The 24,421-nt window shown below is 42.8% G+C and carries 21 protein-coding genes; 12 read left to right on the forward strand and 9 right to left on the reverse strand.

Annotation, left to right across the window (positions count from 1 at the left end):
* Positions 1–122 precede the first annotated feature (122 nt).
* Positions 123–539, reverse strand: coding sequence for a MarR family winged helix-turn-helix transcriptional regulator (locus CVN76_RS26615; protein ID WP_100533714.1), 417 nt, complete (start codon positions 537–539; stop codon positions 123–125).
* A 407-nt stretch (positions 540–946) separates the two neighbouring features.
* On the reverse strand, positions 947–1,150 hold the full coding sequence (locus tag CVN76_RS26620; protein WP_100534198.1) for a hypothetical protein: 204 nt from the start codon (positions 1,148–1,150) through the stop codon (positions 947–949).
* Positions 1,151–1,285: 135 nt separating this feature from the next.
* On the opposite strand from CVN76_RS26620, the gene ytvI reads away from it, so the two are divergent.
* Positions 1,286–2,329, forward strand: a complete 1,044-nt coding sequence (gene ytvI / locus CVN76_RS26625) for a sporulation integral membrane protein YtvI (RefSeq protein ID WP_198512658.1) — start codon at positions 1,286–1,288, stop codon at positions 2,327–2,329.
* A gap of 347 nt (positions 2,330–2,676) precedes the next feature.
* On the opposite strand, the gene CVN76_RS26630 is transcribed toward ytvI, so the two are convergent.
* Entirely contained in the window at positions 2,677–4,026 is a 1,350-nt protein-coding gene (locus CVN76_RS26630) for a hemolysin family protein (RefSeq protein ID WP_100533715.1), read from the reverse strand.
* Between the two features lie 608 nt (positions 4,027–4,634).
* Between CVN76_RS26630 and CVN76_RS26635 the strand changes: the two genes are divergently transcribed.
* The 4 genes from CVN76_RS26635 to CVN76_RS26645 all read left to right on the forward strand — a co-directional run bounded on the left by CVN76_RS26635 (position 4,635) and on the right by CVN76_RS26645 (position 7,099).
* A complete protein-coding gene (locus tag CVN76_RS26635; protein ID WP_311316491.1) occupies positions 4,635–5,207 on the forward strand; it encodes a YitT family protein in 573 nt (190 codons plus the stop codon).
* Positions 5,208–5,301: 94 nt separating this feature from the next.
* The gene (locus tag CVN76_RS26640) at positions 5,302–6,015 is read left to right on the forward strand and encodes a FixH family protein (RefSeq protein ID WP_100533716.1); all 714 of its coding nucleotides are present in this window, start codon (positions 5,302–5,304) and stop codon (positions 6,013–6,015) included.
* Positions 6,016–6,136: 121 nt separating this feature from the next.
* Complete coding sequence (locus tag CVN76_RS31285; protein WP_155645559.1) at positions 6,137–6,310, forward strand: Lmo0850 family protein; 174 nt, start codon at positions 6,137–6,139, stop codon at positions 6,308–6,310.
* Positions 6,311–6,466: 156 nt separating this feature from the next.
* Positions 6,467–7,099 carry a DedA family protein gene (locus CVN76_RS26645; protein WP_061143746.1) on the forward strand — a complete coding sequence of 211 codons (633 nt, stop codon included), beginning with the start codon at positions 6,467–6,469 and terminating at the stop codon, positions 7,097–7,099.
* A 43-nt stretch (positions 7,100–7,142) separates the two neighbouring features.
* Here CVN76_RS26645 and CVN76_RS26650 read toward each other — a convergent pair whose 3' ends face one another.
* The 4 genes from CVN76_RS26650 to CVN76_RS26665 all read right to left on the reverse strand — a co-directional run bounded on the left by CVN76_RS26650 (position 7,143) and on the right by CVN76_RS26665 (position 11,901).
* Complete coding sequence (locus CVN76_RS26650) at positions 7,143–8,474, reverse strand: hemolysin family protein (protein ID WP_100533717.1); 1,332 nt, start codon at positions 8,472–8,474, stop codon at positions 7,143–7,145.
* A 266-nt stretch (positions 8,475–8,740) separates the two neighbouring features.
* Positions 8,741–9,850, reverse strand: a complete 1,110-nt coding sequence (locus CVN76_RS26655; RefSeq protein WP_198512659.1) for a sensor histidine kinase — start codon at positions 9,848–9,850, stop codon at positions 8,741–8,743.
* A 237-nt stretch (positions 9,851–10,087) separates the two neighbouring features.
* Positions 10,088–10,975, reverse strand: a complete 888-nt coding sequence (locus CVN76_RS26660; protein ID WP_100533719.1) for a cation diffusion facilitator family transporter — start codon at positions 10,973–10,975, stop codon at positions 10,088–10,090.
* Between the two features lie 401 nt (positions 10,976–11,376).
* Positions 11,377–11,901 (reverse strand): universal stress protein, encoded by a 525-nt coding sequence (locus CVN76_RS26665; protein WP_198512660.1) that lies wholly within the window; start codon positions 11,899–11,901, stop codon positions 11,377–11,379.
* A gap of 266 nt (positions 11,902–12,167) precedes the next feature.
* Here CVN76_RS26665 and CVN76_RS26670 point away from each other — a divergent pair, with 266 nt between their 5' ends.
* Complete coding sequence (locus tag CVN76_RS26670) at positions 12,168–14,174, forward strand: transglycosylase domain-containing protein (RefSeq protein ID WP_232732483.1); 2,007 nt, start codon at positions 12,168–12,170, stop codon at positions 14,172–14,174.
* A gap of 226 nt (positions 14,175–14,400) precedes the next feature.
* Here the strand turns inward: CVN76_RS26670 and CVN76_RS26675 are convergent, their stop codons facing one another.
* Positions 14,401–14,709, reverse strand: coding sequence for a hypothetical protein (locus tag CVN76_RS26675; RefSeq protein ID WP_100533722.1), 309 nt, complete (start codon positions 14,707–14,709; stop codon positions 14,401–14,403).
* Between the two features lie 199 nt (positions 14,710–14,908).
* Between CVN76_RS26675 and iadA the strand changes: the two genes are divergently transcribed.
* The 6 genes from iadA to CVN76_RS26705 all read left to right on the forward strand — a co-directional run bounded on the left by iadA (position 14,909) and on the right by CVN76_RS26705 (position 23,173).
* Positions 14,909–16,084, forward strand: a complete 1,176-nt coding sequence (gene iadA, locus CVN76_RS26680; RefSeq protein ID WP_100533723.1) for a beta-aspartyl-peptidase — start codon at positions 14,909–14,911, stop codon at positions 16,082–16,084.
* A 541-nt stretch (positions 16,085–16,625) separates the two neighbouring features.
* Entirely contained in the window at positions 16,626–17,738 is a 1,113-nt protein-coding gene (pdhA, locus tag CVN76_RS26685; protein WP_232732484.1) for a pyruvate dehydrogenase (acetyl-transferring) E1 component subunit alpha, read from the forward strand.
* Complete coding sequence (locus CVN76_RS26690; RefSeq protein ID WP_100534201.1) at positions 17,738–18,721, forward strand: alpha-ketoacid dehydrogenase subunit beta; 984 nt, start codon at positions 17,738–17,740, stop codon at positions 18,719–18,721. Before pdhA ends, CVN76_RS26690 begins: the two co-directional genes overlap by 1 nt.
* A 27-nt stretch (positions 18,722–18,748) precedes the next feature.
* Entirely contained in the window at positions 18,749–20,023 is a 1,275-nt protein-coding gene (locus tag CVN76_RS26695) for a dihydrolipoamide acetyltransferase family protein (RefSeq protein ID WP_100533724.1), read from the forward strand.
* On the forward strand, positions 20,023–21,447 hold the full coding sequence (gene lpdA / locus CVN76_RS26700; protein ID WP_100533725.1) for a dihydrolipoyl dehydrogenase: 1,425 nt from the start codon (positions 20,023–20,025) through the stop codon (positions 21,445–21,447). The genes CVN76_RS26695 and lpdA overlap by 1 nt, the downstream gene beginning before the upstream one ends.
* 346 nt (positions 21,448–21,793) lie before the next feature.
* A complete protein-coding gene (locus CVN76_RS26705; RefSeq protein ID WP_100533726.1) occupies positions 21,794–23,173 on the forward strand; it encodes an amino acid permease in 1,380 nt (459 codons plus the stop codon).
* Between the two features lie 65 nt (positions 23,174–23,238).
* Here CVN76_RS26705 and hisC read toward each other — a convergent pair whose 3' ends face one another.
* The gene (hisC, locus tag CVN76_RS26710; protein WP_232732485.1) at positions 23,239–24,351 is read right to left on the reverse strand and encodes a histidinol-phosphate transaminase; all 1,113 of its coding nucleotides are present in this window, start codon (positions 24,349–24,351) and stop codon (positions 23,239–23,241) included.
* Positions 24,352–24,421 lie beyond the last annotated feature (70 nt).

Below are 24,421 nucleotides of genomic sequence, written 5' to 3' on the forward strand. Positions count from 1 at the left end.
GAATGGCTGCATGCCGGGGGATGGAGCATAGCTTCGATTTATCCTTCAAAGAAGCAATCCGAGTTTGGAAAAAGGCTTGGCAATGGTTTCATGCATCTAAGAAAGAGAACTTACGAATGATTTCAATTTCTTATATTATTGAGAATTTTAAGGACGGTCTGAAAAAATAACTCCTGTTCTTCTTCCGTGATCCCCACCAAGGCCTTTCCTTCAATCTTTTCTGCAATTTTAAGGCATTTAGTATGTACTTCCTTGCCCCGGGGAGTCAGTTCAATTCTTTTTTCCTGTTCATCTTTTCCTGGAACTTGCTTAATCATATTATTTTGTTCCATGCTGTTGACCGAACGGGTGATGATGACACTATCTACATCCAAGTAATTGCAAATATCGGGTATGGTGGAATATCCACAATTCTTTAAATAATTCAAGATTGTCCACTGATTATGATAAATTTCAAGGGCTGTGATTTGCTCATTCATTTTGCTGACTAATGATCGGGAAACTTGTAAATATTGATGAAATAATTGAGTAGGGTTCATATGATTCTCCTTTATAATGGTCGACCAATCCATTATATTCTTTAATTCTTAAAAGTCTATTGTAAAGAATCATTCATTTCAGTCAATGTTTATTTTTGGAATAAAAGCACGAACGGGGGACGAGAATGGCGGTGTAATTGAATTTGATGGAAGTACGATCTCCTGAATCATGACAAAATGGAGCTTAACGAAGTGAAAACTGGAAAAAACGCGGGCGAATATTTATTTTTTTGATGCTTGGTCGGCGAAATGGACTGGGGGGTCATTACAAGTCCTTCGCAGGGGGCCAGGATTTCTTTTCTTCAAGAAATGTAAGGCTCCAGAAGAGACAGGCTGCCTCAGGAAGATGATGATTGTGCTCTGGGGCCACATAAACCAAAACCAGCCTGTGATCGGCTGGTTTTGGTTTAAAACTTCTCGCTCGTGGAGCGATGCTTCGTTTCCTTTTTATTTCGTTCTTCCTGTCGTTCATATTTAATTTCATCGATGGGTAAATCTTCGATGGGCATGACGACTTGGTCACGTTCCAGCTGCTTTTCTTGATTTTCTTTGAATGCCTTGGATTTATCGTTACGCTCTGCAAGATACTTTTCCTTATCTTTGTTATCCACAGTCAATCCCTCCATCTCTTATCTCTTTGTAACTCTTTTTCCCTAAATTAAGAAAATAAAACGTGTATGCGAAATATATGTGACCCCGTTTCATAAATATAGAGAGAACAAGAAAGAGCAAGGAGGGTTTGCTCAGTGAATGTTGCTGATTTTTTTCGCTGGTTTTGGAGAGGTATTATCCTCTTGGGCATATTATTCATTATTCCTTATTCATGGGCTTTGATCTTGGCGTTACTCACTGCGATTCTTTTGGATGGATTGGTCCGGATGATTAGTGAAACGGCAAAGCTGCATCGATTATGGGCCGTCTTGATTTCATTCGTTTTATATGTAGGCGGTCTGCTTGGCATCACCTATTTTGCCTTCTCGGTTTTAATCAAAAAGATCATGGTCTATTCAGAGGAATTTCCTGAATTGATACGTCAAATGTATTTGACAGCGATATTGCCTGTCATAAGGCAATGGGAACAATATTCCCAAACGCTTCCGCCAAATCTCATCCAATCTGTGGAACAAACGATGGAAAAGGGCGTCAAGGCACTTGAGGGTTTCACGGAGGGCTTTGTTCAGGATATGGTCCAGTTCGTTACGCTAATTCCGGGTTTATTCATTGATTTTCTCATTTATTTAATCGCTTTATTCTTAATCAGTTTGGAATTGCCTAAGTTAAGGAAAAAGGGAGTCCAATACTTAAAGACTTCCACTTTTCAAAAAATATCGCTAGTTTATCAAGATTTAAGCATGGCAGCAATTGGCTTCATCAAAGCACAGGTCCTTTTGAGTCTAATTACGTTCATCATGGCATATGGGGGGCTATGGTTGTTAAATGTGAAATATGCGATCCCTTTGGCTCTGTTAATTGTTGTCGTGGACATTCTCCCCATATTGGGTACGGGATCTGTTCTCGTTCCTTGGGCAGCAATCGTTTGGGCACAAGGAAATCATCATTTAGGGATTGGCCTGGTTATCCTGTTCCTGGTCATAACAATCATCAGAAGGACGATCGAACCAAAAATCTATTCCGCAAATATGGGGTTGTCCCCATTGGCTTCATTGATAAGCCTTTATTTAGGTTTTAAAATGCTTGGCTTCATTGGGCTTTTTCTTGGTCCTTCGCTGCTCATCGTTTATGATACGTTAAAGAAAGCAGGTGTCATCAAATCCAACTTTAAATTATGAAAGAATGGTTAAAGATTTTTGGCGTGGTTTCTAAAATCGGACATATCTTTTATTGCCCTGCCTTGGCCATGGCAATGAGAGCAATCCCGGGAAAAGAATTGAAGATAGCGGGTTTTACCTTTCCCTTTGCAGTGCTGGCAAATGGTTATTAGTTTCATAATTCTTCACTCCTTCATAAATATTGCTTTTCTAACAGTATGAAACAATAAAGGTTGAACTATACTCGTTGTACTCATTCAATCTTGATGGGGGCTTATTTTGTTTATAATATGCTGTTTATCATTTCATGTACCAATGAAACGAAAATACCCCCCGTGCCTCAACAAGATGAGGCACGGGGGGTATTTTCATGAAACGATTTCGGTTTGCGAAATCATCGGAAATTCTTTTACTTCGCTTACTATTTTTGCTGGTTTATATATTTCAATATAGCGAATATGGTGATCTTCCATTTCTTTTATCCTAAAATTATAAGGTCCAAAAGTTAGGACATCACCTTGCTTTGCCTCGTAATCCTCGGTAAGGATCCAGCCGCCCATCGTATCGATGTCTTCATCATTTATATCCAAACCAAGTAAATCATTCACTTCGCTGACCAATACCTTTGCATCGATAATATAATGATCTTCTTTTAATTTACGCACGTCGGGCACTTCATCCAGGTCAAATTCATCACGGATATCGCCAACGATTTCTTCGAGGATATCTTCAACGGTTACCAAACCTGATGTACCGCCGTATTCATCCATGAGAATAGCCATGTGGATACGTTCCTTTTGCATTTTTAAAAGTAAATCGTGAATCGGGATGCTATCGATGACGCGGATGATCGGACGAACATATCTGTTGATCGATGCAGCCGCATGATTGCTCTTGTCTATCATTTCAGTGAATAGTTCCTTGATATTGACCATTCCGATGACGTGATCTTTATCGCCATCGATGACAGGATAACGGGTGAAGTTGTCTTCCGCCATGACCGTGAAAAACTGTTCGATCGTATCATCCTTGGATATCGTTGCAATTTCAGTACGCGGAACCATGATTTCTTTTGCAATCCGATCATCGAATTCAAAGATCTTATTCACGTATTTAAACTCAGATTGGTTAATTTCGCCACTTTTATAGCTTTCGGAAACAATGATACGCAGCTCTTCTTCTGTATGAGCCAAATCATGTTCAGAAACTGCTTTTAACCCTAGCATTTTTGTCAGCGCCCTTGCAGAACCATTCAGTACCCAGATGAAAGGGTACATGATTTTGTTAAAGCCTATTAAAGGTTTGGAAACCAATAACGTGACCTGCTCCGCTTTTTGAATCGCCAATGTTTTCGGTGCCAGTTCCCCAACGACTACATGTATGAACGTTATGGAAGAAAAGGCAATCGCAACTGATAGTACATGTGAAGCAGAATGAAGATTTAATTGATTCAAAAGTGGTCGCAAAATGTTTTCAACCGTCGGTTCTCCAAGGAACCCGAGCCCTAAGGCAGTGACGGTAATGCCGAGCTGGCAAGTCGAAAGGTATTCATCCAGGTTGGATATGACCTTCCTTGCTGAAAGAGCATTCGGATTTCCTTCTTCAATTAATTGATCGACCCTCGTGCTTCTCACTTTAACGATCGCAAACTCCGTAGCAACAAAAAATGCTGTTAAAGCAATTAAAATGGCAATAATTACCAAGTTTAATATGTCCAAATAGTCTCCCTTACATCGTCTCCGAGACGAATAAGGAGTCCACCTCCTACATTTTTAAAATATACAAGTATATTTTTTTTGTCTTGCCAAATATCTTGGGACCGGTCGTACATAGCATGAAAATGAATTGTACAGCCTCGATTCCCTTATAACTTTTAAGTGATGAAGAGAATTATAGTGTATGCCGATAAGCGATGCGCAGACGGGAAATAGAAGAATTCCTGCATAATGGCTTGCATCCATATATTAAAAGTATGCACATGTCCGTTACGCAAAGCAGCGTCCGTCCGTCAAAACGAACATTCTTTAATGCCCCATCAAATCACCTCAATTAATTAATTTAAATACTTTCATTATAGAAAGAGAACATCATTCAGTCAAACAGCTTACTGCTCCTTAAATCAGGTAAATTGCTTGTAAAGAGTCAATTTGAGCTAATAATTAGCCGTTTTTGGCTGTTTTCTCTACTTTATTGTATTATATGATGGAATATTCTGAAAATTATTAGGCTGATACATAAATAATTGCAGTTTTCATTATTATTTGGACTGTATAATCATATTCTTTAGAAGAAGGACAGGTTCATGGCGTATAAAAGGGGGACATTGATGAAAATGATGGAAAGGATTGCAGCGGTTCTTGCCGGCAGCATGCTTGTAGGGGTGGGTATCAACTTCTTTCTGATACCATACCATTTATTGGATGGAGGCATGATCGGGATTGGCCTGATTTTTCACTACTATATCGGACTTCCAACAGGGTTGGGGGTAATCCTGAGCAGTATTCCATTATATATATATGCTTGGTACTTTGAGAAAAAGCTATTTCTGAACAGCCTGCATGGGTTGTTATTTTCTTCTTTATGCATCGATATTTTTTCGGATGCCATCACCGGTTGGCATTTACCGATTTATGTTAGTGCTGTAATCGGTGGAGCGTTGATCGGGCTCGGAATTGGCTTGATGCTTCGGTATGGAACCTCTACAGGCGGAACGGATATGCTGGCACAAATCCTATCGAGGAAGAGCGGACTGAATGTAGGTTTGCTGATTTTCTTCATTGATGGATGTGTTCTGCTTTTCGGGTTGAGTGTTGTAGGGACTTCCGTCTTTTTATATTCATTTTTAACGATCATTGCAGTAGCCATGCTGACTTCAGTCACCGTGATGCGAACGGCATGATTTTAATTTACGTATAAAAATCTGAAAAAAGGAAAGGATGGGCAATATGAATAGGACGGAGTTTTAGTCCAATAACCGGTAAGGGGAAATACAAATGAAAAAAATCTATATGTGCTCCGCGTTGTTAATTATGCTGGCTGGCTGTCAACAGGCAGAAATGCAAGAGGATAAAGAAGTGAACAGTGCCGTTCCGGAATCCATGGAAGCATCGATTGCGATTAAAGGGAGTTTGGATAAAGGAAAGGAAGTCATTCTTGAAACGACAGTGAAACAAGGAAGCCGCTTAGTGAATGAAGCTGATGAGGTGTTGTTTGAAGTGAGAAAGTCCGGACATGACAAAAGGGAAATGCTGGATTCTAAAAATACGGGGAGCGGCAAGTATCAAGTGATGCATACGTTTACGGAGCAAGGGAAATATATTGTTATTGCCCATGTTACGGCCAAGGGCCTTCATGTGATGCCTGAAAAAGAAGTTGTCATCCCAGAACATGAGGATGAAAGTGCAACGGCTCATCCCAGTACGGATGTATCGATTGAGTTCCAAAGCAACCCTGTAAAGGCTGGGAGCAGCTCGACCTTTGCCGCGAGCGTAGAATTGGATGGGAAACCGCTGACAAATGCAGACGTGAATTTCGAGGTATGGAAGGATGGCAGCGAAGAAAGTCATTTCACCAAGGCTGAGGACGAAGGAAATGGGAGATATCAAAATAAGGTTTCATTCGTTGAACCGGGTACCTATAAAGTGCAGGTGCATGTCGAGAAAGATGAGGTCCACGAACACCAGTTGCAAACCATTCAAGTGAATTGAAAAATGAATAAGGATAACATGCTTTTTAGCTTAAATCGATTTAATAGGTTTTACCCATTATTAAAATGGGAAGGTAAAGAATAACGATACGATACAGTACAGCAGAAAGGGTGAGGTGAGCATGAAGAACCGAATCATCAATAAGTATAAGGATCTCGGGATTCATATTGAAAAAACGAAATCACGGCAGGAGATTTTCAACAATGTTTCGCAAACGGATTCATCCTTACTCACCACAGCTGCTTTTTCGCAATTTGTCCGAAAAACGGAGGCTAAAGGAATATTGATGCAATGAGAGACCGGAGCACATATTTGCTGGTCTTTTTTTTGTGCAATAATCTAGGCGGTACCGAGTATAGGGCAGAATATGAAAAACCGAATAGAACGCTGTGTCCTGAATAGGATATAAGGACAAACATTTTGAAATTGGTGTTAAGGGGAGTCCGATTGAATGGTATCACAGCTTATAATGACGATATTGAATTGGTTTGCCGGAATGGGGTATATGGGCATATTATTGGGGCTGATGGTTGAAGTCATCCCGAGTGAGCTTGTTCTCGGATACGGCGGATATTTGGTAGGCCTAGGAAAAATGAATTTTTGGGGAGCCGTCCTTGCAGGGGTAGCAGGAGGGACGATGGCCCAGTTATTTCTTTATTGGGCTGGTTACTATGGCGGACGGCCTTTTTTGTTGAAGTATGGCAAATATATTTTAATAAAGGAAAAGCATATTTTTATGTCCGAACGTTGGTTTCAACGTTATGGGGTAGGGGTCATTTTCACGGCTCGATTCATCCCGGTTGTCCGCCATGCCATCTCCATCCCGGCAGGAATAGCCAGGATGTCCGTATGGAAATTCATCTTCTATACGATTGCGGCAGTCATACCCTGGACCATTTTGTTTTTATCCTTAGGAAAAATCCTCGGTGATAATTGGCAGCAAGTCAGGGAAATCACTGCGCCATATCTAATTCCGGCAGCAGGTTTTTCCTTTGTTTTCATCATGCTTTATATCATATGGAAAAGGAAGAGTCCTCCCCCGGTCGTATTGGTTAAAAAAATAGGTCGGTTTTCTGATAAATGAATACAAAAAAACAGCCTCGTTGTTTACGGGGCTGTTTTTTCATCTATCTTTGGGGAAGGTCTTCCTCGAGAGGAAGCTTAACGACCTTTTTTGTCACTTCTATGGAACGAATGGCGTGATCTTCCATTTCAATCACCTTAAAGCAAAATCCGTCCTTTTCCATGATGTCCCCTACATTCACATCATAATTTTCCGTAAGCACCCATCCGCCGATGGTATCGACATCGTCTTCTTCCAAGTGAATGCCAAGTAGATCATTCACTTCCTTAACAAGAAGCTTCGAGTCTAAAATATAGTGCCCATCCTTAATTTTCCGGATGGATGCGACTTCATCGATATCGAATTCATCCCTGATTTCCCCAACGATTTCCTCGAGGATATCCTCGACTGTGACAAGGCCGGAGGTACCGCCGTATTCATCCATCAAAATAGCCATATGGATGCGTTCTTTTTGCATTTTCAACAGCAGATCATGTATAGGTATATTTTCCATGACACGAATGATCGGACGTGAGTAATTTTCAATCGCCTTGACTTGGATTTCCGGATTACGAATAAGGTCCGAGAACACCTCTTTCAAATTCACCAAGCCGATGACATGGTCTTTATCACCTTCGACAACAGGATATCGTGTGTACTTCTCCAACTTTGCCACATCGACGAATTCCTGTACCGTTTCATCTTTCGAAATGGTCATGATTTCTGTCCTTGGGACCATGATTTCTTTGGCAACACGGTCATCGAATTCAAAGATATTGCTTACATATTTGAATTCCGATTGGTTAATCTCTCCGCTTTTATAACTATCGGAAAGGATGAAGCGCAATTCTTCTTCGGTGTGGGCTATTTCACTTTCGGACGCAGGCTTGAAGCCAAATAATCCTACAACGAAGCGAGAAGAGTGATTCAATACCCAAATGAAGGGGAAGGCAATCTTATGGAAAAAAATCAGCGGGCCGGCAATAGCCAGGGCCACTTGTTCCGCCTTTTGAATGGCGACTGTCTTCGGTGCCAATTCACCAACAACGACATTCAGGAATGTTATCAGGGAAAATGAAATGACAAATGTCAGAATGCTTGTGACTTCCTGTGGGAAATGTAAGGCATTGAATAAAGGTCCTACCAATGTGAGGACAGTCGGTTGTCCCAGCCACCCCAATCCAAGGGCAGTCACTGTAATGCCGAGCTGTGTCGCGGAAAGGTATTCATCAAGATCGGATGTAACTTTCTTGGCCGCCATGGCTTTTTTGTTTCCCTCTTCAATCAATTGGTCGAGCCTTGAGCTGCGAACCCTGATGATCGAAAATTCGGAAGCTACAAAAAAGGCAGTTAAAGCGATTAAAATAATGACTAATAACAAACTTAATATGTCCAAATAGTGAGGGATTCCATTGAATCGCCGTTGATGCCGGACGACCTAATTATCCCAGTCACCTCCCAAAACCAATAATGAATGAAATGATTAACTTTTATAAATGGCAGATGAAAAATAAATATCGGTTTATTCCATATGAGAATTTTCGATCTATAGCGTCATTCACCTCGATCAGTAGCGGAACCTTCCTAATAGTATAAGTAAACGGAGGCCATTCAGTCAAAAATTTCACACTGAAAATCCAAGGAAATCAGGATATTTATTCATTATTTAGTTTGCAGCTGTATTGAAAAGGTCGTCAGGAAATCGGTTGAATGACATGATAAGGTTCCTTTATGTTTCAAAACGATTTCTTTACAGACGAATAGCCCCAGCCCCGTCCCCCTTTTTTTTGTGGTGATAAAAGGTTCAAAAATATTCGGCAGGACTTCTTCCGGTATCTTCGGACCATTGTTGGAAATATTCAAGGTAAGGATGCCAGGGGGTGATTCAGAGCCGGAAATATAAATGGATGGGGAAGGCATCCCAGTCACTACATCTAAGGCATTTAAAATGATATTCAATAACACTTGGCGAAATTCCTCTTCAGAACCTGAAATGACGGCATCATCGGCAACGTTACATGTAATCGAAGCGTTGACTTCCAAAATGCTGGGATATAAAAATTCAATTACCTCGTTAACCAGTCGGGAGATCGAAAATAGTTCTGTCGGCGATCCCGATGTTTCCTTTTTGGACATATTGAGGAATTGGGTAATCCGGTAATTGAGCTGATCCAACTCCTTGGAAATGATATCAAGATATTTGATTTCAGGTTGTTCTGCTTGTAGCAATTGTATGAATCCCATGATGGAAGTCAGCGGATTGCGGAATTCATGGACAAAACTTGAGGTCATTTGGCCTAAAAGTGTCAAACGGTCTTTATGGTTAGGGCTTATGAATTGATAGCGTTCGTCCAGTTCCTTCGTTTTCAAATCGGTATAATGGGATGATGCAAACTGAATGAGTTGATCGAAGTAAACGTTGATTTGCTTAATGAGAGCGGATCCTTCTTCCATAGGCATCCTGGAAACCAAAACGTGTTCAATGAAGATGGACCTTCCGATGGTGACGGAGGAAAAGAAAACTTCCATATTCAACTGCTTATTAACTCGGTCAGTTGCAATTTTTTCACCGATTACCCTCAATATATCTCCCATGTCCGTATTCGATTTTTCAAGTTGATCCATCAATAAACTGAAAACGTTTTCCACTTCCCCCTTGAAGTAACCTACATATCCATCCGGTAAATGCAGCAGTTCATCTTTCCATTTAGAAAGGATAGTGCTCTTTTGAGAAGATAAAAAGTGAATGGTCATTTCTCGATTAGATACCATTTTGCCCTCCATACTGTAGGAAAATGAATTTACTTTTGACCCAGAAATTTATTTTCTTCAATAAAAATTACAAAATATCAAAATAATTACATGGTGTGTTTATGATAACAGATTAATGGTGTTTAGACATGTGTCAATGGGTTAGTTATTCGTCAATCAATAAAAGAATACCTCTTTTTGTGCGGGTTTTATTACAGTTATTACAAGGATGAAATTAAAAAAAGGGAGTCCGTAAAGTTACTGACGGTCCCCTTTCCTGTTAATGGCAAATGGTTCGATGTGAACGATTGCATGCTGGATATTAAATTCTTTTAAAAGGTTTTCTTCGATATTAACGGTAATATCGTGACCTTCGATGACGGTCAAAAGAGGATCAACGAGAACGGTGGTTTCAAGCAGGATTTCACTTCCATGCATGCGTGCCTTAATTTCACTCATGCCTTTAACGCCTTCTGTCAATATAATGGTTTGACCAATCTTTTGCAGCAGCTGTTCGTCGAAGCCATCGGTTAATGAAATGGAGGCATCCCGGAAAATGCCCCATGCCGTTTTGCAGATGATGATACCCACGACTGCAGCTGCTATGGCATCCAACCAAGGAATTCCAAGCTTGGAACCGAGTATTCCTATAAACGCACCGACACTGACAAGGGCATCGGAACGGTTATCCTGTGCAACGGCATAAATGGAGGAGCTGTTGATTTTCTTACTTAAAACTAAATTGTAACGATAAATTCCATACATGAAGATGGCAGAGAAAAGTGCGACATAAGCGGTCAGCATATTAGGGACGGTCGTCGAATCTGGCTGGAAGAAGGATTCGACAGCACCGTATACAACCTGCAGACCCACGGTTATCATGATGAAGGCAGCGACTAACGATGCTATGGTTTCCGCCCTTAAATGGCCGTATGAATGATTATCATCTGGCGGTCTCTTTGAAATTTTCAAACCAATCAATACGGCAATCGAGGCGATAATGTCGGTCGTATTATTTAAACCATCTGCCCATAGTCCTTTGGATTCACCGAAATGGCCAAACGACAATTTAAGAGCGGACAAGAATATGTAAGCGGCAATGCTAATGTAGGCGCCTTTTTCAGCCGAAATCGAATGTTTATCCATGTCTATCCCCCTTCCCGATGATAATTAGGTTTATTCATGAAAAAAAACTTATTGAGCTGTACAATAATGGACAAAAGAAGTTGGTTGAAAGGGTGTATGCATTCTAATGCAATCATGAGTCGGTTAATTTTTTTGGAAACCAATAGTATATTCTAACCGTCGAACGATAAATAAATACTTCCGCAAGAGGAGCCAAAAAGGCTGAAAGGGTAAATGCGATCATAACCTAAGCCACGATGGTCAACGGGAGCATGAGGCTGCTTTTTTGTTTGCCTAGACCATTTATTCATTCTTGGATGAAGATGATTTTGGTTCGGTATGCCGAAAAAAGCAGGATTCTCTATGGAATCCTGCTTTTTTCGAAGATCTTGGCAATTTGAATCATTTTGAAGCCGCCATCTTCATTTGGCTATGAATACCGAACAAGGGGCGTTTTTCGCAATGGAACTGCTTGTGCTGCCCAGAAAGAATTTTTCGAGCCCGCTTTTATCGCTATTGCCCACAACGATGAGGTCAGCGCCGGTCCTTTCCGCATATTCACATATGCTATCAGGCGCATGCCCTTCCAATATTTCAAAATTCCCTTTCACTTGAAACTCACTGAGCAGTCTCAATGTATTGCTTTCTGCGTTTTGGACACTATTCTCGACGACCGAATGGGAGGCGTTTCCTATCGTTTTTTCATGATGTTCAACTTCCGTGACAGGATGATTTTGGACGGGATCCACATAAAAACCAGCAGCAGGTACGAACCCTGGAGCCGATGCATTTCCCATGATGCGCTGTTCCACCTTATCAATTAAGACATGAACCACGGTGAGTTCCGTTTCCGGAAAGGCCTTTTTCAGAGTTGCCCCATACTCGACGGCACGCTTACTCTCCTCATTTCCATCAAAAGCGACGACAATATGCTTGAAGTCTTTCATGAATATCATCTCTCCCCATTTTAAATGTCTTTAGAGGTTTTATACCCACTTTCACAAGCATTAAGCCTTTTAACCAGTATATTGATTGTCATTTGTGGGTAAAGGATAGATACGAGCATTCGTTATTTTTCATGCCCGAGCCCGGCCAGATTGCAAAACGAAAGGCTAATGAGCTTCTGCTATTTATTTAATCAGCGAGTTTTCTTTCATAAAAAGGGTAAAATATTTTTAATGAATATGACGCAGACGGGAAAATGGGGGTCCAAATGAGAGGGTTAGTGAAATTAGGTCTAATATTAATATTGGCAGCGATGGTTGTGGGTGCCGGTTTTCTAATTTATTTCAGACAGGGTGCAGACATAAGTCACCTGGAAAATCATCTTCAGCAGCCAACGGGCATTTATGATCTTGATGGGAATCTGGCCAGCACGATCACTGCCAATAAATCTCAAGGCGTTGCAATAGCCGAAATACCGGAACACATGAAACAGGCGGTGGTTTCCATTGAGGATCACCGCTTTTATGAACATCATGGCATAGATTATCAAGGCATTTTGCGGGCCTTGGTCAAAAATGCGAAGGCTGGCAGTATTGTTGAAGGAGGAAGTACGCTTACGCAGCAGCTTGTGAAGATCACGATGCTTGAGTCGGATCGAACCTTGAAGAGGAAGATAGAAGAATTCTTTCTCGCCCAGGAAGTCGAGGACGAATATACAAAAGATGAGATTTTGGAAATGTATTTAAATCAAGTCTATTTTGGCCATGGGGCATGGGGCATCAAAAAGGCCGCCAATGTTTATTTTTCCAAAGAGGTTTCCGAATTGAGCGTTTCGGAGAGTGCTTTACTGGCTGGCGTCATTAACCTGCCCTCCAAACTTGATCCATACAAGAATTTGGAAGGGGCATTGAAGCGGCGAGATCTGGTTCTTTCAAGAATGGCTGAGCACGGTTATTTGACGAAGGATGAGGAGTCTGCCGCAAAAAAAGATACCGTGACACTCATTAGGGGGGAGAAGCAAACGGATCCGTTAAAGGGAAAATACCCCTATTTCGTCGATCATGTTTTGTCGGAGGCATCCAGTAAATATGGGATAAAGCTTGAGGATTTACTTACCAAAGGCTATAAAATATATACGACGCTGGACCAATCCATGCAGCAGGCGACAGAATCCGTTTATGGGAATGATGCCAATTTCCCCGTCGGAACGAGTACGGAGGAGCTGGTCCAGAGCGGTTCAGTCCTTTTGGATCCGAAAACAGGAGGAATAAGCGCACTTGTCGGCGGGAGAGGAAAGCATCAATTCATGGGCTATAACCGGGCCACCCAGCTGACGAGGTCCCCCGGTTCGGCCATAAAGCCCCTAGTTGTGTACATGCCCGCGGTGGAAGAGGGATATGAAATCACCTCTCCTTTAAAGGATGAAAAAATGAGCTTCGGTGAATATGAGCCAACTAACTTGAGCGGTGTGTATAAAGGGGAGGTACCGATGTATGAAGCCATGATGAACTCCCTGAATGTACCAACCGTTTGGTTATTGAATGAGATTGGCATCGATAAGGGACTTGATTCGCTTAAGCGGTTTGGAATACCGTATGAAAAGGAAGATCGGAATTTAACGCTCGCATTAGGCGGAATGAGAAAGGGTGTGTCCCCGTTGCAGATGGCTGATGCTTTTTCGGCATTTGCAAACAACGGTGAAAGGATCGAGCCGCATGCCATACTAAAAATAGAAAATTTCGAGGGAAAGGAAGTAGCCTCCTTGAAGGAAAAGGGCACAAAAGTAACGAAAGTGACCTCTAAAGACGTCGTCGATAAAATGAATACAATGCTGCTCGGAACTGTGGAATATGGTACAGCGAAAAACGCGGCGGTTTCCGGTCATGAAATTGCAGGTAAAACAGGGTCAACGCAAGTTCCGATAGAAGGAATATCAGGGGTTAAAGATCAGTGGTTCATAGGATATACACCTTCGTTGGTCGGGGCCGTATGGGCTGGATACGATAAGACGGATGAAAAGCATTACTTAACGACACATAGCAGCGAGGGAAGTGCGCTCATTTTTCAAAAGATCATGGCAAAAGCGCTCCAGGACCAAGCGTCCCAATCTTTTAAAACCGAAGACATCGGACCGTTCATAGCTGAACAACAGGCAATCTTGGCTGAGCAAAAGGAAAAGGAAAAAGAAGAGAAACGTAAGCGATATTGGATTGATAAAGGGAATGAAATAAAGGAGGGCTGGAACAAATGGAGGAACTGGGAATTGCCATGGTAATTTCAGGACTTGGAGGCATCGTTCACAGGGATGTTTTTCCTCCATGCCATACAGCTCAAAAAAAGCCTGAAGGCAAGCTCAATCATAATCGAGTTTGCCTTCAGGCTCTTCATCATTAAAATATGAAATTTACTATTATGCCGATCACGACGATCGCGCCAATCACCATTAAGATTGTTCTCATTGTAAAAACACCTTCTTCTTTATATAGCATAGTTGGATTCATTTAAATATTGACGGTTTGGTTCATATGAAAACTTAGTGCGTTTTCATCATTTTCATTACAAATATCCTGTACTTTTTGGAGCATCGCATGTACATTCTCTCCTTCGAGGATGACTTTCATGTTTGCACATTCCTGAAGGATGAGCACAAAAGATACGAAGGTGGAAAGCTTTTTGGCATCCACCAATTTATGGTTGCAGATAAAATATATATTTCCTTTAAATTCTTTTGTAACTTGATATAGGTTCATGATTTGACGCATGGATAATCTTTTATTCGTTTTAATGTCAGAAGAAATTACTTTATTCATTGTCGTTTACTCCTTTGGTTTTTATACTTTTTCAATAAAAAGCATAATCAAGATGTCGATTGAGCTACAATTTTTAAAAAGATGAACAAGCAGGTTCGGTCTTATTTATGTAGTTGTTAGCGAGTTATGTTGTATATTTACCCGTGTAAAAGTATTTGAAACCTTTTTGGCATATACAATTTTGAAGGGAGAAGGAATGATGCTAACACTTATTAAAAATGGGGAGATTTATGGCCCGGAATATATGGGTCAAAAAGATATCCTTCTGGTTGGAAGGCAAATAGGTTTCCTTGAGGATACGATTGATGCACCTGCCAATTTCGTTGAAATGGAAGTGATAGATGCGAGCGGTCAAATCGTAGTTCCGGGGTTTATCGATGCTCATGTACATATTATCGGCGGAGGAGGGGAAGGAGGCTTCAAGACGAGGACACCTGAAATCCAATTGACGGATGCGACGCTGGCAGGAATAACGACATTGGTCGGTGTTATCGGAACGGATGGAACGACAAGGACGATGCCGGCACTGATAGCTAAAGCGAGAGCTCTTGAAGAGGAAGGGATAAGCTGCTTCGTCCATACCGGCTCCTATCATGTTCCAGTCAAGACATTGACAGGGAAGGTCGAGGACGATTTGATCCTTATCGATAAAATCATCGGTGTCGGTGAAATTGCCATCGCAGATCACCGATCTTCGCAACCGACTGCGGCAGAACTTGCCAAACTTGCCTCGCAGGCCCGTAATGGAGGCCTGCTGTCCGGGAAAGGCGGAATCGTGAACATGCATGTGGGCGACAGCCTAAATCAATTGAAGGTGATCGAAGAAGTCGTCGAGACAACGGATATTCCGATCACTCAGTTTTACCCGACGCATATTAATCGAAATCCGCATGTTTTCAAAGCGGGGTTGTTATATGCAAAAAAAGGCGGCTATATCGATTTTACGACGAGTACGGTCAAGAAGTTCCTGGAGGAAGGGGAAGTGAAAGCAAGTACAGCAATAAAAATGGCCATCGAGGGAGGAGTCGATATCAATCAGATCACCTTAACTTCAGATGGGCAAGCAAGTCTTCCTGACTTTGATGATGACGGGAAACTGAGAGGATTGGGCATAGGTACATGCATGTCCCTCTATGACTCCGTGGTCGATGCGATTTTGGTGGATGGAGTAACAACGGCCGATGCCATGCGAGTCGTGACGGAAAATCCGGCGAATATCCTAAAACTCGCAAAAAAGGGCCGGCTTAAAGCAGGGAATGATGCCGATATAATCATAATGGATAAGGAAACGTTCGAAATCGATACCGTCATTGCAATGGGACAAATCATGGTCAAAGATGGGGCGGCGGTCGTGAAAGGAATATTTGAAAGATAGGGTTTCCCCCGCTTATAAAATACAAGTGATATATAAGCAAGATCACCAATCTATATGTGGTGTTGCCTACAGACTGCAGACAAACTCGGTAAAAATCGAGTTTGTCTATTTTTTATGGCTTGTACCATTTTGACGCTGATTATATAGAAGATCTTCCCCCTTTCTCATAAAAAAACGGTTCTTATATCCTAATCGATTTTTGACTGATTCGTTAAACGATTGACCCTAGATATCATAACTGAAATGATGAACTATCAAGGATAGTTTACGAAGTTTTCCCATTAATTTAGCATATTTTCAAAATGAAGGCGAACCATCGGAAAACACATGCTAAAAAAAGGCAAAATACGGAAAATTCATCCTATTTAACATGTTATTAAAATCACCGATGTATTATCCTTTTATATAAGCAAATGAAGTTTATGAAAAAGCAATTATTCACAGCATAAAAGCCCAGAAAAACGTTTTGGGCTATCATTTCATGACCGTTCGAATCCTTGGTAAGTTTGTGAAATAAATCTAACTTAAGGGGAGAAATATAATGGAAAAGACGGGAAACCCAATTATGAAAGCGCATTCAAATGAAAGTGAGCCAGAAATGTATCGTGTATTGAGTGCTGATGGAGAAATCATTGAATCCATTGATGGAAAAATCGATAAATCACTGATGCTGAAGATGTATGAAAGCATGCTTTTACTCAGAACTTTTGATCGTAAATCAGTGAATCTCCAACGTCAAGGAAGAATGGGGACGTATGCGCCATTCGAAGGGCAGGAGGCAGCCCAGGTAGGGAGTGCATTAGCGTTGTCGGCAGGGGATTGGATGTTTCCCACATACCGTGATCATGGAGCGGCAATCATCCACGGGCAGGAATTGTACCGCGTTTTCCTGTACTGGATGGCGCATTTGGAGGGCTCTGTCTGCCCGGAAGGAAAGAGGATACTGCCTCCTAGTGTCCCCATTGCCACTCAAATGGTTCATGCGGTAGGAACGGCTTGGGCAAGTAAGCTGAAAGGGGAAGAGAATGTGAGCATTGCTTATTTTGGTGATGGCGCCACTTCTGAAGGCGACTTTCATGAAGCGCTAAATTTTGCGGGTGTCTATAAAACTCCGACAATATTTTTCTGCCAAAACAATGGCTACGCGATCAGTGTGCCGTTTGAAAAGCAATCCTCCTCTAAAACGATTTCCCAGCGAGCCTCCGCATATGACATTCATGGTGTTCGAGTGGATGGAAACGATATTTTTGCAGTTTGGCTGACCGTGAGGGAGGCTGTCGAAAGAGCGCTTAGCGGCCTGGGACCCACTCTGATCGAAGCGATTACTTTTCGCTATGGTGCCCATACTACGGCAGATAACCCGAACATATATCGGAATCAAGACGAAGTTTCAACATTTTGGAGGGAAAATCGCGATCCGATCGCCCGTCTTAAAAAGCTTTTGCAAAAAGAAGGTCACTGGAATGAGGAACAGGAAGAAAAGATCATCAAGCAGTTCAATGAATTGATAGAATCCCACCTTCAAAAAGCGGAAGCTTATCCGAAATCGTCCCCTCTTGAAATGTTCAATCATGTATATGCAGGGGAGTCATGGCATCTAAAGGAACAGCAGCAAGAATTGAGGCAAATCCTGAAGAAAGGTGTGAAGAAATGATGGGTAAAAGCGTAACGATGCTCCAGGCCATTACGGAGGCGATGGATCAAAAGCTTGATCAAGATGATCGTGTCATGATTTTGGGTGAGGACATTGGGGTGAATGGAGGGGTTTTTAGATCGACGGAAGGGCTTCATGAGAAGTATGGAGGGAATCGTGTTGTCGATACTCCGTTGGCTGAGTCAGGAATCATCGGTTCTGCCATCGGTTTATCCCTTAATGGGATGCTGCCGATAGTGGAGATTCAATTCCTTGCCTTTATTTATCCTGGATTCGAACAGCTCGTTTCACATGCAGCTCGTATGAGATATCGGACCCGCGGGCAATTCGGGGTGCCCCTGGTGATACGTACGCCATATGGAGCTGGAATAAGAGGTCCTGAACTTCATTCCGAGAGTGTCGAAACCTTCTTTGCCCATACCCCTGGATTAAAGGTGGTGGCACCAAGCAATCCATACGACGCGAAAGGGCTGCTCATATCTGCGATTGAAGATCCGGATCCGGTCATCTTCCTGGAGCCGACTAAATTGTATCGGGCTTTTAAGGAAGAAGTACCGGAAGAAATGTACCGAATACCAATCGGTCAGGCAAAAGTGGTCCAGGAGGGAAGTGATCTGACCATTTTTGCCTGGGGGGCCATGTTGAGGGAAGCATTGAGTGCCGCAAGGAAAATTGAAAAAGAAAAGGGCTGGAAATGTGAAGTGGTCGACCTTCGTACACTGTACCCCTTGGATCGCGATACGATCGTACAATCCATTAAAAAGACGGGTCGCGCACTGATCGTCCATGAAGCCCATAAGACAGCTGGATTAGGTGCGGAAATCATCTCGATCATTAATGATGAAGCGCTTATTTATCTGAAAGCGCCGATTAAACGTGTGACTGGATTTGATGTGCCGGTGCCGCCGTTTTCAATAGAAGATCATTATCTGCCAACTGTTGAACGTGTTAAACAGGGGATAGTCGAAACGATTTCATTCTAATTGTCATTAGGAAGGGGAGGAAGATGCATGATTGAATTCAAACTTCCTGATGTAGGGGAAGGGATGCATGAAGGAGAAATCATCCAATGGCTCATTAAAGAAGGGGATGCGGTGAAGCAGGACCAACCCATCGTTGAAGTGCAGACGGATAAAGTCAATGCCGAATTGACTGCCCCCATAACAGGTGTGGTCAAGAACATATTTTTTTCGGCAGGCGATACCGTGGAAGTGGGGACCACCATATTCACCATTCAAGAAGAGAACGAAGTGTCATTAAAGGACGAAGACCGTAATGAAAGTGGTGGCCGCCAGGAGCAATCTGGTTATGAAGAAACAGATCGAGTGACAAGTCAAGGGAAACTTGATGCAGGACGCGTATTGGCAACACCGTTCGTGCGTCAAATGGCGAGGGAAATGAAGATTGATCTCCATCAGGTTAAAGGTACTGGACCAGCTGGACGAATAATCGAGAGTGACCTGCTGCAGTTCGTAGAAATCAGTTCGGTCTTGCAGGAACACCCCGATCACAGCAATGACACGATCCTTCCGGAGCGGGAGCCGAAAAAGAAAGCCAAACAGTCAAAGAGTGCGGAAGCTGAGCCGGAGGAGCGCATCCTGCTCAAGGGGATCCGTAAGAAAATCGCTGAACATATGGTAAAGTCGGTTTCCACCATTCCTCATGTTACCCATGTGGATGAATTGGAAATGAATGCATTGAAGGAATTGAAGGATCAATTAAAGGTATATTCCGAAGACAAAGAAATCAAATTGACTTTTTTACCGTTTTTCGTCAAGGCCATCGTCATTGCTTTAAAGGAGTTCCAAACTTTAAACGCTTCAATAGATGATAAGAGCAATGAAATCATCTTGAAACACTATTATCATATTGGAATTGCAACGAATACGAACGAGGGCCTGATTGTTCCCGTCATAAAACATGCAGATCAAAAAACGATTTTTCAATTGGCTGATGAAATCAGGCAGTTGGCAACCCGAGCAAGAGAGGGGAAGCTGAGCCTGGAGCAAATTACAGGAAGTACATTTACCATCAGCAATGTAGGTCAGATTGGAGGGATGCACGCGACCCCGATCATCAACTATCCGGAAGCGGCGATATTGTCGCTGCATAAAATGGAACCGCGTATGGTCGTTCGGGATTTGGAGGGTGTTATCCGCTTGATGATGAATATGTCCTTATCCTTCGATCACCGCTTGATTGATGGTGTTACAGCTGTGCAGTTCACCAATCGGATCAAGGAATTGCTGGAGAATCCAATTCGTTTAGTTGTGGAGATGAGATAATGGTAGTAGGGGAAGTTGCTGTAGAAACCGATGTTTTGATCATGGGAGGCGGTCCGGGAGGGTATGCTGCGGCAATCCGTCTCGGACAGCTAGGGAAAACGGTCGTCCTTGTTGAAAAAGATAGGCTTGGCGGAGTTTGTCTCAATAGGGGGTGCATCCCTTCGAAGGCTCTGATACACACGGCTGACCAATTCCGGAAGCTTGGCGATTTGGGGAAAATGGGAATCAAGCTTCCCCAGGAAAGTATCACGATGGATCTTAATGTTTGGCAGGATTGGAAGGGAGGAGTCATTTCCCAGTTGACTCAGGGGATAGCTCATTTATGTAAAGTAAATGGAGTAACCGTTGTTCAAGGTCAAGCGACCTTTTTATCTGATGGCCGGATCGGTGTGGAAACCGCTGGAGATTTTGAAACCTACAAGTTTGAACATGCAATTATTGCGACGGGATCGAGGCCCTTCATTCCTTCATTCATTGAAGTCGATGGAGAGTTTATACTGGATTCGACAGCCTCATTACAGCTGCAGGAAGTTCCAGCCAGCTTGTCGATCATCGGCGGGGGCTATATCGGAATCGAATTGGGCATGGCCTTTGCAAAGCTAGGGACTAAAGTGACCATCATCGAGATGGCCGACCGCATCCTCCCGCAGATTGCCGAAAACCTGGTAAAGGAGGTTATCCATAATGCGAAGAAGCTTGGAATGAATCTAATAACCTCGGCAAGGGTGGAAAAGGCGATGGTGGTGGATGGTCAAGTGCATCTTCATATTCACTCGGAAAAACTGGGTACGGAAGTGATCGTCAGCGAAAAGTCTCTTGTTACAATCGGCAGAATTCCCAATACGGAAGAGATAGGTCTGAATCGGGCTGGGGTTATGATAGGCGAAAAAGGCCATATCACAGTGGATATGGAATGCCGAACGAATGTGCCGCACATCTTTGCCATCGGGGACATTACGCCGGGGCCGGCTCTCGCTCATCGGGCGTCGAAGCAGGGGGTGGTGGCGGCGGAAGTGATCTGTGGGCTGCCAAGTGCCAATGATTCAGCCTATGTGCCATATGTCATCTTCTCCGAGCCGCAAATAGCAGGAGTCGGGATCACTCGTGAAGAAGCGGAGCGACAGGGCTACAGCGTCAAGACGGGCAAATTCCCTTTCAGCGCGAACGGCAGGGCGCTTGCGACGAATGAAATGAGGGGGTTTGCTGAAGTGATCGTGGATGAGAAAAGCCACATATTGCTTGGGATGCATATGGTCGGTCCTGATGCCTCCAACTTGATAGGCGAAGGCGTCCTAGCCCTTGAGTTGGCAGCACGGGTCGAAGATATAGCCCTTAGCATCCATCCGCATCCAACTTTATCGGAAGGGTGGATGGAAGCGGCGGAGGCTGCGTTGGGGCATGCGATTCACATCGTGAATAATTAAAATATTCTTAATTCATGGGGATTACCAATGTAGTCCCCTAATTATAGTGCAATACTAATGACACCGGGGTTTTGAACCTGTTTTATAGGGGAAATCACCACCAAAAAACGATGCTAGGGCATACAGGAACTGTAAGAGTTTACAATGTTTCCTCTTGTAAAACTACCCGCATATTGATATATTTTTATCTTGGTGAAGAAGTGGTTTTTCAAGCAAGCAATGCATGCTTCCACGCTTTTTCCATAACGGTTGATGAGAATTTAACCTATCAATTCGCCATTTGCATGTTGAATGGAGAATTTGACTTTTTATACTGGACATTATGGAATGAAGGAGGCAGATGCAAATGGATTCAAATGGCGGGTCACTTCAAAGAAGATTGCTGCCGCGACATATTAGCATGATGGCAATGGGAGGGGCAATCGGTACCGGGATTTTTCAAGGAAGTGCCGAAACCATATCATTAGCAGGACCAGGCGTTATTTTTACTTATATTTTTGCAGGATTATTACTTCTTGTCGTCATGGGAGCCATAGCAGAAATGGCAATCGCCTACCCAAATACGAATATGAAAGGCTTCATCCAGAAAGCCTTCGGCAAGCGCAGTTCCTTCATTATTGGCTGGATGTATTGTTTCATGTGGCTGTCCGTCTGTGTCATCGAGGTAGTGGTGGCAGGCAGCTTCTTGCAATACTGGCTCCCGGCAATCCCGCTATGGGTATTAAGCTTGGCGTGTACAGCCTTGATCATCGGGGTCAACATGATGAATGTAAAAAATTATGGTGAATTCGAATTTTGGTTTGCCGGCATAAAAATTACCATGATCATCTTATTCATTATCTTGGGGGCCTGTATTTTATTTGGCATCATCCCGAGCGGCGGATCCAATTATCTGCAAAACTTTACAGGACATGGCGGTTTCTTCCCTAATGGCTGGATGTCCATCTTTTCGGCATTATTGATCGTGATGTTCTCATATGGCGGTTCCGAGCTAATCGGATTGACGGTAACGGAGGCAAAGGATGCAGAGCGCATCTTGCCGAAGGTCATCAAAAGCTATATTTGGAGAATCATTTTATTCTTCACTTTGCCGATACTTGTTATCTGCGGCTTGATTCCATGGAACGAGATTACCGACCAATCGAGTCCTTTTGTCCAAGTTCTATCGATGTCCGGCTTTCAAGGGTCTGCCCACATCATGAACTTCATCCTAATAACGGCTGTCTTATCTGCCGCTAATTCCGGAATATATGGGTGTACCAGGATGTTACATTCATTGGCTACAGAAGGGGAAGCGCCAAAAGCGTTCTCATATGTTTCTAAAAATGGAGTTCCGATGTACAGTTTGGTGCTTAGTGCCGTTGTTTTGGTGGCCGGTTCGATGATCACCTACGTTGCACAGGACGAAGCATTTCTTTTGTTAATGGCGATACCGGGCTTTGTCGTTTCACTAGTATGGATCAGCATTTGTTTTGCACAGCTAAAACTTCGCCGTTCATATACTAAGATTCCGAGCTTTAAAGTGTGGGGTTTTCCATATGTAACGACATTTGCAGCCATCATTTTAAGCATCATTAGCCTCAGTTTCGTGTTCAGTGAACAAAATCGAATCAGTATCATAACCTGTCTTCTCGTGTTGGCTGCATTAACCGTCATTTCAATTTTCAAATTCAAAAGGGTGGATGGTCAGGAACCAACCATCATAAAAAAGGATATCATTAAATGAATCCACTAAAAGATACGGCATGGGCGACAACGTCCATGCCGTATCTTTTTATCCTTCCTTTTAGGTCAAATGCCAGCCGTTTCATTGGTTGCATTTTGCAAGCATGTTATGAACTTTTCATTTTCAAATGGGGTGCCGATGGTCACACGGATCGTATCCGCATACCCAAGCAAATGACCGGAACGGGTGATGACCCCGGAAGTCAATAGCTTCTCGAAAACAACCTTGCCAGGCTGATTCAGCTTGATCATTAAGAAATTGGCATGTGAAGGGAAGAATGCCAAACCCAACCTGCTCAGTTCGGCTTCCAAATATCTTCTGCCTTCCTCGTTCCTGCGGGCACATTGCTCCACGAAAGTATCGTCATCCAATGAGGCGAAGGCTGCAGCCTGTGCAAGCCGGTTCGTATTGAATGGTTCTTTCACTTTAATGAGCTCTTGGATGATGGAGGCGTTCATTATACCGTATCCGATCCTTAATGCAGCCAAGCCATGAATTTTTGAAAACGTACGTAAGATGACTAGATTTGCATGATCATTTAAAAGGGGCAAGGTTTCCAAATAGTCTTCATCATTGACATACTCATAGTAAGCTTCGTCAAGGATCAGTAAAATATGTTTCGGTACTTTTTCGATAAAGGCTCTTAACCTTTCCTTTTGAACGATCGTCCCTGTCGGATTATTGGGATTACAAATAAAAATCATTTTCGTATTTTCCGTTATGGCGTCATACATCCGCTGAAGGTCATGCACGCCATTCATGAGAGGGATCTTGACAGGCGTACCGCCGTCGATCAAAACATTCGTTTCATAGCGCGGAAAGGTAACATCAGCCATGATGACCTCATCCTTTGCTTGGATATACGTTCTTGTCAATAGGCGAATCACTTCATCCGATCCATTCCCCAAGATGATTTGATCTTGTTTAATGGATAATTTCCTGGCTAGCTTTGCCGCTAATGACGGAGCCATCCCTTCAGGGTAAAAGGATGCTTGCTCCATTTCGACAATCATGGCTTCCTTTGCTAGAGATGAGCAGCCGTATGGATTCTCATTGGAGGCCAATTTGACGATTGTTTCCAGGCCTAATTCGCGTTGCACTTCTTCAATCGGTTTACCGGATACATAAGGAATTAATTCCTCAATCTTTTTTCGCACCGGGATTTTACTATAGGTCAATGCAGGTTCCTCCTTTTATATGATTCTGAATTTTCTTTTTCTATGGTAATTTTAATGATAGAATATTAAC

The sequence above is a fragment of the Bacillus sp. mrc49 genome, assembly GCF_002803435.1.

Excerpts from the sequence above, each read along its gene's own strand:
- CVN76_RS26645 (WP_061143746.1), top strand. The coding sequence starts at position 6,467 with ATGGTATCACAGCTTATAATGACGATATTGAATTGGTTTGCCGGAATG.
- lpdA (WP_100533725.1), top strand. The coding sequence starts at position 20,023 with ATGGTAGTAGGGGAAGTTGCTGTAGAAACCGATGTTTTGATCATGGGA.
- CVN76_RS26660 (WP_100533719.1), bottom strand. The coding sequence starts at position 10,975 with ATGGATAAACATTCGATTTCGGCTGAAAAAGGCGCCTACATTAGCATT.
- CVN76_RS26690 (WP_100534201.1), top strand. The coding sequence starts at position 17,738 with ATGGGTAAAAGCGTAACGATGCTCCAGGCCATTACGGAGGCGATGGAT.
- CVN76_RS26655 (WP_198512659.1), bottom strand. The coding sequence starts at position 9,850 with ATGGTATCTAATCGAGAAATGACCATTCACTTTTTATCTTCTCAAAAG.
- CVN76_RS26665 (WP_198512660.1), bottom strand. The coding sequence starts at position 11,901 with ATGAAAGACTTCAAGCATATTGTCGTCGCTTTTGATGGAAATGAGGAG.
- CVN76_RS31285 (WP_155645559.1), top strand. The coding sequence starts at position 6,137 with ATGAAGAACCGAATCATCAATAAGTATAAGGATCTCGGGATTCATATT.
- CVN76_RS26670 (WP_232732483.1), top strand. The coding sequence starts at position 12,168 with ATGAGAGGGTTAGTGAAATTAGGTCTAATATTAATATTGGCAGCGATG.
- CVN76_RS26695 (WP_100533724.1), top strand. The coding sequence starts at position 18,749 with ATGATTGAATTCAAACTTCCTGATGTAGGGGAAGGGATGCATGAAGGA.
- CVN76_RS26675 (WP_100533722.1), bottom strand. The coding sequence starts at position 14,709 with ATGAATAAAGTAATTTCTTCTGACATTAAAACGAATAAAAGATTATCC.
- iadA (WP_100533723.1), top strand. The coding sequence starts at position 14,909 with ATGCTAACACTTATTAAAAATGGGGAGATTTATGGCCCGGAATATATG.
- CVN76_RS26640 (WP_100533716.1), top strand. The coding sequence starts at position 5,302 with ATGAAAAAAATCTATATGTGCTCCGCGTTGTTAATTATGCTGGCTGGC.
- CVN76_RS26635 (WP_311316491.1), top strand. The coding sequence starts at position 4,635 with ATGAAAATGATGGAAAGGATTGCAGCGGTTCTTGCCGGCAGCATGCTT.
- pdhA (WP_232732484.1), top strand. The coding sequence starts at position 16,626 with ATGGAAAAGACGGGAAACCCAATTATGAAAGCGCATTCAAATGAAAGT.
- CVN76_RS26705 (WP_100533726.1), top strand. The coding sequence starts at position 21,794 with ATGGATTCAAATGGCGGGTCACTTCAAAGAAGATTGCTGCCGCGACAT.
- CVN76_RS26615 (WP_100533714.1), bottom strand. The coding sequence starts at position 539 with ATGAACCCTACTCAATTATTTCATCAATATTTACAAGTTTCCCGATCA.